Here is a 13,731-nt window from a genome sequence, read left to right as displayed (position 1 = left end):
ATCCGCTCATGTCCGCCATCGCCCAGACTTCGCTCGCCACCCGTGCCGCACGCTCGCGCGCGTTGCGCCATTCGCCGCTCGCGCTGGCCCTGGCGGTCGCGCTCGGCGCGGCGCCGGGCATGGCGGCGGCGCAGGTGGCGAGCACCCAGCTGCCGACCGGCGGCAGCATCGCCGGCGGCACCGGCACCATCAACGCGGCCAGCGGCGCGACCCTGACCATCGACCAGACCTCCAGCCGGATGGCGTTGAACTGGTCCACGTTCGACATCGGCTCGGCGGCGACAGTGACATTCAACCAGCCGTCCACCAGCGCCGCGGTGCTGAACCTGGTGCAGGGCGGCAATCCCACGCAGATCTTCGGGAATCTCAACTCCAACGGCCAGGTGTTCCTGATCAACCCCAACGGGATCATCTTCGGCAGCACCGCGCAGTTCAACGTCGGCGGGCTGGTGGCCAGCACCCTGGGCACCACCGCCTCCAACTTCATGAGCGGCAACGACGTGCTCGACGCCGGCGGCAACACGGTCGCGCTGATGTCCAACAGCGGCACCATCAACGCCGCCGCCGGCGCGGTCGACCTGATCGGCGGCAAGGTGGTCAACAGCGGCACCATCACCGCCAGCGCCGGCAACATCAACCTGGTCGGCGCCGACAAGGTCACCCTGACCTTCGAAAGCGGCGGCTTCGGCGTCGTCGTCGACAAGGCGCTGCAGCTGCAACTGGACACGCTGGCGGTGGACAACAGCGGCAGCCTCAGCGCGCCCGGCGGCATCATCACCCTGCAGGCGCGCGCCGCGCAGGGTATGTTCGACCAGTTGATCAACAACAGCGGCACCATCACCGCCGCCGCCCTCAGCAGCGGCAGCGACGGCAGCGTGTCGCTGGTCGCCAACGGCGCCGGCCAGACCGGCATCGGCGGCAGCGGCAGCATCGACGTGGGCAGCGGCGCGATCAGCATCAGCACCGAGCGCAGCGTGCAGCAGAGCGGCACCTACACCGCCGGCACCCTGAGCGGCAGCATCGGCGGCAACGCCAGCTTCAGCGGCAGCAACCGCATTGCCGCACTCGGCACGCTGGACGTGAGCGGCAACCTGAGCCTGTCCAATGCCATCGACCTGACGCAGTCGGGTGCGTTGACGGTGGGCGGCAGCAGCAGCTTCTCGCTGGGCAGCCATGCGCTGACGCTGGACAATGCCGGCAACGACTTCGGCCAGGCGGTCGGCCTGAGCAGCGGGACCACCACGATCGTCGACAGCAACGCGCTGACCCTGGGCACGCTGGCCACCGGCAATCTCACGGCGACCAGCAGCGGCGCACTCAATCTCGGCAGCGGCACGGTGAGCGGCACGCTGGCCGCGACCAGCAACGGCGGCGCAATCACACAGTCCGCGAGCAATGCGCTGACCGTGACCGGCACCAGCAATCTCAACGCCGGTACCGGCTCGATCACTCTGCAGCGCGCCGCTAACGATTTCGGCGGCGCGGTGTCGCTGACCGGCAGCGGTATCGCCCTAACCGACGCCAACAACCTGACCATCGCCGCGTTGACCCTGGGCAGCAACAGCGCGCTGTCGCTGTCCGCGGCCGGTACGCTGACCTTGCCGGGCAGCGCGATCGCCACCGGCAGCGCCAACCTGAGCCTGCACAGCGGCAACGTCCTGGCCACCGCCGCGGCGCTGTCAGGCAGCAACGTGAGCCTGAGCGGCGACGCCGGCATCGCCCTGGCGCACGACGTCACCGCGACCGGCACGCTGGCGCTGAGCGCCGTCAACAGCGCGATCGTGCAGAGCGCCGGCGCAGTGACGGTGACCGGCACCAGCAGCGTCAACGCCGGCAGCGGCACGATCGCCTTGAGTGGCGCCGGCAACCACTTCGGCCAGGCGGTCAGCCTGACCGGCGGCACCACCGCGATCACCGACAGCGGCGCGCTCACCCTCGGCACGCTGGCGACCGGCAACCTGACCGCGACCGGCACCGGCGCGCTCAACCTGGGCCGCGGCACGGTGACCGGCGCGTTGTCGGCGACCAGCAACGGCGGTGCGATCACCCAGTCCACCAGCAACCCGCTCACCGTCACCGGCACCAGCACCCTCAATGCCGGCACCGGCGCCATCACCCTGACCACCAGCGGCAACGATTTCGGCCAGGCGGTCAGCCTGACCGGCGGCATCACCCAGATCACCGACAGCAATGCGCTGACCCTGGGCACGCTGGCCACCGGCAACCTCACCGCGACCAGCAGCGGCGCCTTGAACCTGGGCGGCGGCAGCGTGACCGGCACGCTGGATGCGACCAGCAACGGCGGGGCGATCGGTCAAAGCAACGCGCTGACCGTCACCGGCCTGGCCGAGATCGACGCCGGCACCGGCGCGATCGCGCTGGGTAACGCCGGCAACGATTTTCAGGCGGCGGTGACGCTGACCGGCGGCACCACGGCGATCACCGACGGCGGCGCATTGACCCTCGGCCCCCTGACCACCGGCAATCTCACCGCGACCAGCACTGGCGCACTGAACCTGGGCCACGGCACGGTGACCGGCACCTTGGCTGCGACCAGCAACGGCGGCGCGATCACCCAGTCCGCAAGCAATCCGCTGACCGTCACCGGCACCAGCACCCTCAATGCCGGTAGTGGCGCGATCACACTGGACGACGTCGCCAACGACTTCGGCGGCGCCGTGTCGCTGACCGGCAGCGGCATCCGCCTGGCCGACGGCAACGACCTGGACGTGTCCGCGCTGACCCTGGGCAACAACAGCGCGCTGTCCCTGTCTGCGGCCGGCACGCTGACCTTGCCGAGCAGCGCGATCGCCACCGGCAGTGCCAACCTGAGCCTGCACAGCGGCAACGCGCTGGCCACGGCCGCAGCGCTGTCCGGCAGCAACGTCAGCCTGAGCGGCGACGACGGCCTCACCCTGGCGCACGACGTCACCGCCACCGGCACGCTGACGCTGACCACCGTCGACAGCGCGATCGCCCAGAGCGCCGGCGCAATCACCGCCTCCGCCACCAGCAGCGTCAATGCGGGCAGCGGCGCGATCACGTTGACCGGCGCGGGCAACCACTTCGGGCAGGCGGTCAGCCTGACCGGCGGCGCCACGGCGATCACCGACAGCGGTGCACTGACCCTGGGCACGTTGAGCACCGGCAACCTCGCTGCGACCAGCAACGGCGCTTTGAACCTGGGTAGCGGTACGGTGACAGGCACCTTGGCCGCGACCAGCAATGGCGGCGCGATCGTTCAATCCACCAGCAACCCATTGACGGTCACCGGCACCAGCAATCTCAATGCCGGTAGCGGCGCGATCACCCTGACCACCAGCGGCAACGACTTCGGCCAGACGATCAGCCTCACCGGCGGCACCACCCAGATCACCGACAGCAATGCGCTGACCCTGGGCACGCTGGCGACCGGCGATCTCACCGTCACCAGCAGCGGCGCCTTGAATCTGGGCAGCGGCAGCGTGACCGGCACCCTGGCCGCGACCAGCAACGGCAATGCGATCACCCAATCCACCACCAACGCACTCGGCGTCACGGGCACCAGCAATCTCAACGCCGGCGCCGGATCGATCACCCTGACCACCAACGGCAACGACTTCGGCCAGGCGATCAGCCTCACCGGTGGCATCACCCAGATCACCGACAGCAACGCGCTGACGCTCGGCACGCTGGCCACCGGCAACCTCACCGCGACCAGCAGCGGCGCACTGGACCTGGGCAGCGGCACGGTCAACGGCGCGCTGACTGCGACCAGCAACGGCGGCGCGATCACCCAGTCCACCACCAACGCACTCGGCGTCACCGGCACCAGCAACGTCAATGCCGGCAGCGGCGCCATCACCCTGACCACCAGCGGCAACGATTTCGGCCAGGCGGTCAGCCTCACCGGCGGCGGCACCCAGATCGCCGACAGCAACGCGCTGATGCTCGGCACGCTGACCACCGGCAACCTCACCGCGACCAGCGCCGGTGCCTTGAACCTGGGCAGCGGCACGGTGACCGGCACCCTCGCCGCGACCAGCAATGGCGGTGCGATCACCCAGTCCACCACCAATGCACTGGTCGTCACCGGCGCCGGCACCCTCAACGCCGGCGCCGGATCGATCACCCTGACCACCAGCGGCAACGACTTCGGCCAGGCGGTCAGCTTGACCGGCGGCAGCGTCGCGATCGCCGACAGCAACGCGCTGACGCTCGGCACGTTGACCACCGGCAACCTCGTCGCGACCAGCAACGGCGCGCTGAACCTGGGCAGCGGCACGGTCAATGGCGCATTGACCGCGACCAGCAACGGTGGCGCGATCACCCAGTCCACCATCAACGCATTGGCCGTCACCGGCAGCAGCAACCTCGACGCCGGTAGCGGATCGATCACGCTGGCCACTGCCGGCAACGACTTCGGCCAGGCGGTCAGCTTGACCGGCGGCAGCAGCGCGATCACCGACAGCAACGCGCTGACCCTGGGCACGCTGACCACCGGCAACCTCACCGCGACCAGCAGCGGCGCGCTGAATCTGGGCAGCGGCACGATCAACGGCGCGCTGACCGCGACCAGCAACGGCGGCGCCATCATCCAATCCGCCAGCAGCCCGCTCACGGTCGCCGGCACCAGCACGCTCGATGCCGGCAGCGGGTCGATCGTGCTCGCCAACGCCGGCAACGACTTCGTCGGCGCGGTCGATCTCAGCGGCAGCGGCATCCAGCTCGCCGACCGCAACGACCTGAGCATCGCCGCCGTCCACAACGGCAACAACGCCGCGCTGTCGCTGCTCGCCGACGGTTCGCTCGACCTGCCGGGCGGCGCGATCGACACCGGCAGCGGCGATCTGAGCCTGATCGCCCGCCACGGCACCCTGCATCTGGGCGGCGCGCTGAGCGGCCACAACCTGACCCTCGGCGGTGGCAGCGGCCTGAGCCTGGCCGACGACGTCGCCGCGACCGGCACCCTGCAGCTGAGCACGGACAACGCGGCCATCGTGCAGTCGGGCGGTGCGCTGACCGTCGGCGGCAGCAGCACCCTGTCCACCGGCAGCGGCAGCATCGCCCTGACCGGTGCCGGCAACCATTTCGCCGGCAGCGTCGACATCGCCGGCGGCGCGGTGCAACTGCATGACAGCGGCGCGCTGACGTTGGGCACGCTGTCGGTCGACAGCCTGGCGGTGAGCAGCGGCGGCGCGCTGAACCTCGGCAGCGGCAGCGTACGCGGCGCCCTGCAGGCCGACAGCGGCAACGCCGCGATCGGCCAGAGCGGCGCGCTCGACATCGGCGGCGCCACCCGCCTGGCGGCCGGCAGCGGCGCGATCACGCTGGACCAGGCCAACCGCTTCGCCGGCACGCTGGCATTCGACGGTGGCGCCGTCCGCATCGACGCGCTCGACGCGCTGACCCTGGGCGCCTCCACCGCCACCGCGTTGCAGCTCGCCACCACCGGTGCGCTGAGCCAGAACGGCGCATTGATCGTGACCGGCGATACCGCGATCGCTACCGGCAGCGGCGCCATCGCGCTCGACAACGCCGGCAACGACTTCCAGGGCCTGCTAGCGCTCAGCGGCGGTGCCGCGCGCATCCGCGACGTCAACGCGTTGTCCCTGGGGACGCTGTCGCTGGGCGCGCTGGACGTCGGCAGCCAAGGCGCACTGAACCTGGGCGAAGGCAGCATCGCCGGCGACCTGGTCGCCGCCAGCGGCGGCGGCGCAGTGACCCAGCGCGGCGCGCTGCAGGTGGGCGGCAGCACCACGATCGACAGCGGCGGCGGCGCGATCGCGTTGGACACGGCCGGCAACGACTTCCAGGGCGAGGTGAACCTCGCCGGCGGCGCCGTTACCCTGCGCGACCGCAACGCACTGGCGCTGGGCAGCGTGGCGGTCGCCGCGCTGAACGTGACCAGCGGCGGCGCCTTGTCGCTGGGCCAGGGCCGCATCGGCGGCGATCTGGTCGCACGCAGCGACGCTGGCGGCGGCACCACCTCCAGCATCGTCACCGCCAGCGCCGCCACGCCGGCGGCGAGCGGCGGCGGCATCGGCCAGCGCGGCGCGCTGACCGTCGCCGGCGCCACCACCCTGGATGCCGGCAGCGGCGCGATCGCGCTGACCGATACCGGCAACGATTTCCAGGGCACAGTGCAGGCCAGCGGCGGCGACATCGCCATCGCCGATCGCAACGATTTGACGGTGGCGGCGCAGGCCAGCGGCAGCCTGGCGCTGAGCGCGGCCGGCGCGCTGCGCACGGCCGGCGCGTTGCGCGGCAGCAGCATCGGCTTGAGCGCCGGTGGCGACCTGGGCCTGGGCCACGACGTGAGCAGCGGCGGCAGCCTGCAATTGCACAGCGGCGGCGCGATCGCGCAGACCGCCGGCACGCTCAGTGCCGCGTCGCTGAGCGGCAGTTCCGGCGGCGCCACCAGCCTGACCGGCGCCAACGCCATCGCCGCGCTCGGCGCCTTCGACGCAACCCAACTGAGCCTGCGCACGCTGGGCGACCTGAGCGTGACCGGTCCGGTCGCGGTCGCCGGTGCGCTGCGCCTGGATGCGGGCGGCGATCTGGCGATCGGCAGCGCGCTCAGCGGCCAGAGCGTCTGGCTGCAGGCCGGCGGCGACCTGAGCGAAACCGGCGGCGGCCGCATCAGCGCCGACACGCTGAGCGGCAGCGTCGGCGGCAGCACCCGGCTGGGCGCCGCCGGTGCGGCGATCGACAACCGCATCGGCACCCTGGGCGATTTTTCCTCGCCCGGCGGCTTCAGCCTGACCAATGGCCAGAGCCTGACCCTGTCCGCGCTCAACGGCAGCGCCTACACCGTCAATGCCGGCACCTCGGCGCTGTACCTGGCGGTGCTCGGCGACCTGCTGCAGGCCGATACCACCTGGCTGTACGACGGCGCCGGCACCTTCTCGGCCAGCGGCCGCATCGGCACCGCCGCCAATCCGATCTACGTGCTGGGCGTGCGCAACCAGACCGTGGCGGCGATCGGCCTGCCGCCGGCGTACTTCTACGCGCTCGCCGCCGACGGCAGCCTGCTCGGCGTGGTTGGCGAGTCGGGCATCAACGTACCGACCTCGGCGTTCGCCAGCCGCGCGCAGAGTTCCAGCAACCGCACCATCGCCTACGTGGACCTGAGCGCGGCCAACGCCAACTACCGCGCGTTCGGCCTGGTCAAGCCGGGCCTGCGCCTGCCGGCCGACCAGCAGCCGGCCTGCGACGCCGACGATCCGGATGCGCAATGCACGCAGGAATGAGCGCACCGCGCCGCCGTCCCGTTTCCCTGCCGGCGTGTGCCCTCGCCACGCCGGCCGCATCCGCCCCGGAGTGATTGCGCATGAGCACCGAACAGACCCTCGAGACGCTGCTGGCGCCGATCGCCGACGACGCGGCGTCCGGCCCGGACCTGGAATACGACCCCGACTTCCTGGCGCTGGACCGCGCCGCGGCGAACAAGGCCGAGCGCGCGGTCGGCGACAGCGTGATCGCCGCCGAGGAGCCGGACTGGGACAAGGTGCAGACGCTGGCGCTGACGCTGTTCCGCCGCAGCCACGACCTGCGCGTGGCGATCCACCTGAGCGCGGCCTGGCTGCGCCTGCGCGGCCTGCCCGGCTGGGCCGACGGCCTGGCCCTGGTGCACGCGCTGCTGGCGCAGCGCTGGGACAGCGTGCACCCGCAGCTGGACGCCGAGGACGACGACGACCCGACCGCGCGGGTCAACGCGGTGGTCGCGCTGGGCGATCCGCTGGGCCTGCTCGGCGCGCTGCGCAGCACCGCCTTCGTGCAATCGCCGCGGCTGGGCCGCTTCAGCCTGCGCGACCTGCGCGTGGCCAACGGCAGCGTGAAGCCGGCCAATGCCGGCGACAGCGTGCCGTCGCTGACCGAGATCGAGGCCTGCTGCCTGGACTGCCCGCTGGAAGCGCTGGGCGAGACCGTGGCCGCGGTGCAGCGTGCGCAGCAGCTGGCGCGCGAGGTGGACGCGCTGTTCGCCGAACGCATCGGCAGCGCCGCGCCGGACCTCAAGCCGCTGCTCGGCGACCTGCGCGACCTGGAGCGCTTCCTGCTGCCGCAATGGACCGCGCGCAACGGCGGCGCAGCCGAGGGCGACGCGGCGGGCGAGGCGCCGGCCGACGGCCAGGGCGGCACTGCCGCACCCGCCGGAGCCGGCGGCAATGCCCGCATCGCCAGTCCCGACGACGTGATGCGCCGGCTCGACGAGATCTGCGCCTACTACGCCAGCCACGAACCCTCCAGCCCGGTGCCGCTGCTGCTGCGCCGCGCGCAGCGCCTGGTCGGGCGCAACTTCCTGGACCTGCTCAAGGAACTGGCCCCGGCCGGGGTCAGCGAACTGCAGCACGTGGCCGGCGTCCGCGACGAGGACGCCTGAGCCGGCGCGTGCCGCCGGCTGCGGTGCCGGCGTTCCCCCGGTGCAGGCAGCTTCGGCCCGGCACCGCCGAAGTCGGGGGCGTTTCAGGCGCCGTGCGTCGCGACTGAAGTCGCTCCCACAAGGGGCTTGCGGCGTGCCGGCCGGTGCACTGTGGGGGACTTCAGCCCCGCCTGCTGCCGAAGCCGGATAGCTGGACGACTTCGCTCGTCGCGGTTGAAACCGCGCCTACGGGAAACGGCCGGCGTGTCGGGTGTACTGCAGGAGGGGCTTCAGCCCCGACATGGCGCCGAAACCGCTGTTGTTGCCGACTCCGTGCGTCGCGATTGAAGTCGCTCCCGCAAAGGCCAGCAGCGCGCTGGTTGGGCGCACTGCGGGAGCGACTTCGGTCGCGACGTGCGGAGCATCCGAAAGCGCGCCAGGTTTCCGTTTGTGGCAGCGGTGCGCGGCCGGCGCTGGATCGAGCATTCCCGATCCGGCGTCACCAGCTATACAGCTTCCAGTACACCGGCGACACATTGTCCTTGCTGCCGTCCATGTGCCCGTCGCCGTTCTGGTCGTAGAGGTAGTAGGCCGGGGCGTTGGCCGGGGTCACCTTGACCGCGCGCAGCTGGCCGGAGACCCGGTATTCGTCCACGCTGTCGCCGTTGTCCATCGTGCGATGGATCACGTCCGCGCCGCGGACGTCCACCGGCGGGCCGTCGGGGCCGATCCCGGTCGAGGCGCAGCCCGCCAGCAGCAACAGTGGAACCAGCATCAGGGCTTTCATTGCAGCATTCTCCACGGCGAAGTCGTCGCACGGATTATGCGCCGAGAGGCCGCATTCGGCGCGTAACGGCTGGATGCGTGTAGCGCTTCACCCAACCCCTCTCTTGATGGGCTGGCGGCTGTTCCTTCTCCCACCGGGACCATGGCCCCCTTTTCGGGGGGAAGGTGCCCCGCAGGGCCGGATGAGGGTACGGGCGCAGCCTCGCGCACCCAATCTCAGCGAGTCGCTTCGCGCCGCACCCTCACCCCAACCCCTCTCCCGGCGGGAGAGGGGCTAGCGGCGGTCCCTTCTCCCACCGGGAGAAGGTGCCCCGCAGGGGCGGATGAGGGTACGGGCGCAGCCTCGCGCACCCAACCCCAGCGAGCCGTTTCGCGCCTTACCCTCACCCCAACCCCTCTCCCGGCGGGAGAGGGGCTAAGCGGCTGTTCCTTCTCCCATCGGGAGAAGGTGGCCCGCAGGGCCGGATGAGGGTACGGGCGAAGCCTCGCGCACCCAACCCCAGCGAGTCGCTTCGCGCCTTGCCCTCACCCCAACCCCTCTCCCGGTGGTAGAGGGGCTCTGGTCCCCGGTCCCGAGCCAGGTGCAGCGTAGAATTGCCCGATGAGCCGATTAGTCCTGATCGACGGGTCCAGTTACCTGTATCGCGCGTTCCACGCGCTTCCCCCGCTGACCAACCCCGCCGGCGAGCCCACCGGCGCGCTGTTCGGCGTGGTCAACATGCTGCGCGCCACGCTGAAGGAGCGCCCCGAGTACGTCGCCTTCGTGGTCGATGCGCCGGGCAAGACCTTCCGCGACGACCTGTACGCGCAGTACAAGGCCAACCGCCCGCCGATGCCCGACGAGCTGCGCGCGCAGGTCGAGCCGATGTGCCAGATCGTGCATGCGCTGGGCATCACCATCCTGCGCGAGGGCGGGGTCGAGGCCGACGACGTGATCGGCACCCTGGCCCTGCAGGGCGCCGGCGACGGCCTGGACGTGACCATCTCCACCGGCGACAAGGACTTCGCCCAGCTGGTGCGCCCCGGCGTGCAGCTGGTCAACACCATGAGCGGCAGCCGCATGGACTCCGACGCGGCGGTGATGGAGAAGTTCGGCGTGTGGCCGAGCCAGATCGTCGACCTGCTGGCGCTGATGGGCGACGCCATCGACAACGTGCCGGGCGTGGACAAGTGCGGCCCCAAGACCGCGGCCAAGTGGCTGGCCGAATACGGCTCGCTGGACGGGGTGATGGCCAATGCCGACGCGATCAAGGGCAAGATCGGCGAGAACCTGCGCGCGGCGCTGGCGCGGCTGCCGCTGAACCGCGAACTGGTCACGATCAAGACCGACGTGGCCCTGCCCGGCGGGCCGCGCACGCTGGCCCTGCGCGAGCAGGACCCGGACCTGCTGCGCGGCCTGTACCAGCGCTACGGCTTCACCCAGGCGCTGCGCGACCTGGACGGCGGCGTGGCCGCCCCGGCCGGCGCCGCCGAGGTGACCCCCAGCCTGCGCGGTACCGCCGCCGGCTACGCCCGCGCCGCCGCGCCGATCGACGACACCCTGGACCCGGCGCTGGCCGCCAAGGGCGAATACGCCGCGATCATGACCCCGGAGCAGTTCGAACACCTGCTGCAGCGCCTGCGCGCGGCCGCCGGCTTCGCCTTCGATACCGAGACCGACGCGCTGGACGCGATGCGCGCCAACCTGGTCGGGCTCAGCTTCGCGATCGAACCGGGCCGCGCCGACTACCTGCCGCTGGGCCACGACTACCCCGGCGCGCCGGTGCAGCTGGACCGGACCCTGGCGCTGGCGGCGCTGAAGCCGCTGCTGGAGGACCCGGCCAGGCCCAAGGTCGGCCAGCACGGCAAGTACGACCTGCACGTGCTGCGCCGCCACGGCGTGGACGTGCGCGGCTACGCCGACGACACCATGCTGGAGAGCTTCGTGCTCAATTCCACCGCCAGCCGCCACGACATGGATTCGCTGGCGCGGCGCTACCTGGGCTACGACACGGTTAAGTACGAGGACGTGGCCGGCAAGGGCGCCAAGCAGATCGCGTTCTCGCAGGTGGCCATCGACGACGCCACCGGCTACGCCGCCGAGGACGCCGACATCACCCTGCGCCTGCACCGCGCGCTGTCCGCGCAGCTGGACGCCGAGCCGGCGCTGGCCAAGGTCTACCGCGAGATCGAGATGCCGCTGGTGCCGGTGCTGGCACGGATCGAGGCCAACGGCGTCAGTGTGGACATGGCCGAACTGCGCAGGCAGAGCCAGGACCTGAGCCAGCGCATGCTCGCCGCGCAGCAGAAGGCCACCGCGCTGGCCGGGCGCACCTTCAACCTGGATTCGCCCAAGCAGCTGCAGGCGGTGCTGTTCGACGAACTGAAACTGCCGGCGCTGATGAAGACCCCCAAGGGCCAGCCCAGCACCAACGAAGAGGCGCTGGAGGCGATCGCCGACCAGCACGAACTGCCGCGGGTGATCCTGGAATACCGCGGCCTGGCCAAGCTGCGCAGCACCTACACCGACAAGCTGCCGGAGATGATCAATCCCGACACCGGCCGCGTGCACACCAGCTACCACCAGGCCGGCGCCGCCACTGGACGGCTGTCCTCGGCCGATCCGAACCTGCAGAACATCCCGATCCGCACCGACGACGGCCGCCGCATCCGCCGCGCCTTCGTCGCCCCGCCCGGGCGCAAGCTGATCGCCTGCGACTACTCGCAGATCGAACTGCGGATCATGGCCCACCTGTCCGAGGACCCGGGCCTGCTGCGCGCCTTCGGCGCCGGCGTGGACGTGCACCGCGCCACTGCCGCCGAGGTGTTCGGGCGCAAGCTGGAGGACGTCACCAACAACGAGCGCCGCGCCGCCAAGGCGATCAACTTCGGCCTGATGTACGGCATGAGCGCGTTCGGCCTGGCCCGCAACCTGGGCATCGGCCGCGGCGAGGCGCAGGACTACGTGGCGCTGTACTTCAGCCGCTACCCGGCGGTGCGCGACTTCATGGAGCGCATGCGCGAGCAGGCGCGCACCCAGGGCTACGTGGAGACCCTGTTCGGCCGCCGCCTGTACCTGAACGACATCAACGCCAAGCAGCAGGGCCTGCGCGCCGGCGCCGAGCGCGCGGCGATCAACGCGCCGATGCAGGGCACCGCGGCGGACATCATCAAGCGCGCCATGGTCACCGTGGACGCCTGGCTGGAGCCGCACCGCGAGCGCGCGCTGATGATCCTGCAGGTGCACGACGAACTGGTGTTCGAGGCCGATGCCGACTTCGTCGACACGCTGCTGCCCGAAGTGACCCGGCTGATGGCCGGCGCCGCCGCGCTGAAGGTGCCGCTGGTGGTGGACAGCGGCGTCGGCGACAACTGGGACGAGGCGCATTAGTTGGGGTCAGGGAATCGGGAGTCGAGAATCGGGAACGGGAAGTCCGGGCCGGCCAGTGGCCGGGGCCTGGTGTGGTGAACGGGGATGGGGGCGCGTTGCCGTGGGCGGCCCGATTCGCGGGCGCAGGAGTGGTGGCCAGGCCGCGCTCGTGATGTTGCGGCACGCCTGAACGCCTTTATTCGAAATCGCGCGGCGTGGCGATCGGCCGGCCGGGAGCGTCGCAGCGCAACTGTCTACGCGCTGCTCCCAGCGTTGCTCGCGTAGCGAAGCAGACGGTTTCGCAGCGGTTTTGGAGCATCCATGCGCCAGACCGGCGAACAGCGCACGGTTTCGGGATCCACTCCGCATCACAAACGATCGTTCGCCGCGTTCTTGCGCACGGATCCACCCTATAAAAAGCAGTTGTTTCTGGAACCCTGCGTTGCGCTGGATTTCGTGAATGAATCGGTCCTTAATTCGATGAATTTTTAACTAAAATCTTCACGAACTAGCAAGGTGCAAAATGTTTTTATATCCCTCGACAGGCGCAATACCTGTCGCGGATCTCCTCCCATCCCCTGGAGCAGATCTAGGAACGGCGACTCCTCCCCAAGTCTCCGTTCCCTGGCCCCGCCGACCTCCCCCTGGTCCGCGGGGCTTTTTTATTGCCTGCGAAAAAATCCAGTTCAGCGCCATCGCCGCCGGCACACGCCGGGGCGCAACCACCAACCTGCGAGCCGCGCGATGCCCGATCTTTTTCATCTGTCGATGCCGTGGTGGGAATTCATTTTTCGCGCGGTGGTGGTGTATGTGGCGGTGCTGACCATGGTGCGGGTGTCGGGCAAGCGCGCGATGGGGCAATTGACACCGTTCGACATGCTGCTGATCGTGCTGCTCGGCAATGCGGTGCAGAACGCCCTGCTGGGCCAGGACACCTCGCTCGGCGGCGGCCTGTTGCTGGCGGCGACGCTGATCGCGTTGAACTTCGGGGTCGGCCTGATCACCTCGCGCAGCGATCGCGCCGAGCGCCTGATCGAAGGCGAGCCGGTGGTGCTGGCGCGCGACGGCCATGTGTTCCGCCAGGTGCTGCGCCGCGAACTGGTCAGCAACGCCGACTTCGAGGCGGCGATGCGCCAGCAGGGCTGCCCGGGCCTGGACAACGTGCGCCTGGCGCTGCTGGAGACCAACGGCCACATCACCATCCTGACCGCCAAGGACGGTTGATCCCTGTAACCCCCTGTAGGAGCGGCTTCAG

The 13,731-nt window shown here is 70.6% G+C and carries 5 protein-coding genes; 4 read left to right on the top strand and 1 reads right to left on the bottom strand.

What is annotated here, in order from left to right; all coding sequences use genetic code 11:
• Positions 1-8 precede the first annotated feature (8 nt).
• Both JR064_RS09260 and tssA read left to right on the top strand, forming a co-directional pair.
• The gene (locus JR064_RS09260) at positions 9-7,232 is read left to right on the top strand and encodes a two-partner secretion domain-containing protein (RefSeq protein ID WP_241092960.1); all 7,224 of its coding nucleotides are present in this window, start codon (positions 9-11) and stop codon (positions 7,230-7,232) included.
• A gap of 80 nt (positions 7,233-7,312) precedes the next feature.
• A complete protein-coding gene (gene tssA, locus JR064_RS09255; RefSeq protein ID WP_206229537.1) occupies positions 7,313-8,362 on the top strand; it encodes a type VI secretion system protein TssA in 1,050 nt (349 codons plus the stop codon).
• Between the two features lie 478 nt (positions 8,363-8,840).
• Here tssA and JR064_RS09250 read toward each other — a convergent pair whose 3' ends face one another.
• Positions 8,841-9,128 carry a DUF2782 domain-containing protein gene (locus JR064_RS09250; RefSeq protein ID WP_206229536.1) on the bottom strand — a complete coding sequence of 96 codons (288 nt, stop codon included), beginning with the start codon at positions 9,126-9,128 and terminating at the stop codon, positions 8,841-8,843.
• Between the two features lie 600 nt (positions 9,129-9,728).
• Between JR064_RS09250 and polA the strand changes: the two genes are divergently transcribed.
• Positions 9,729-12,497 carry a DNA polymerase I gene (gene polA, locus JR064_RS09245; protein ID WP_206229535.1) on the top strand — a complete coding sequence of 923 codons (2,769 nt, stop codon included), beginning with the start codon at positions 9,729-9,731 and terminating at the stop codon, positions 12,495-12,497.
• A 723-nt stretch (positions 12,498-13,220) separates the two neighbouring features.
• Entirely contained in the window at positions 13,221-13,700 is a 480-nt protein-coding gene (locus JR064_RS09240; RefSeq protein WP_185824843.1) for a DUF421 domain-containing protein, read from the top strand.
• Positions 13,701-13,731: the final 31 nt, after the last annotated feature.

This window comes from Xanthomonas bonasiae (assembly GCF_017163705.1).
Lineage (GTDB): Bacteria > Pseudomonadota > Gammaproteobacteria > Xanthomonadales > Xanthomonadaceae > Xanthomonas_A > Xanthomonas_A bonasiae.
The sequence above is the reverse complement of the archived record's forward strand: the minus strand, read 5'-3'. Positions and strand labels throughout refer to the sequence as shown.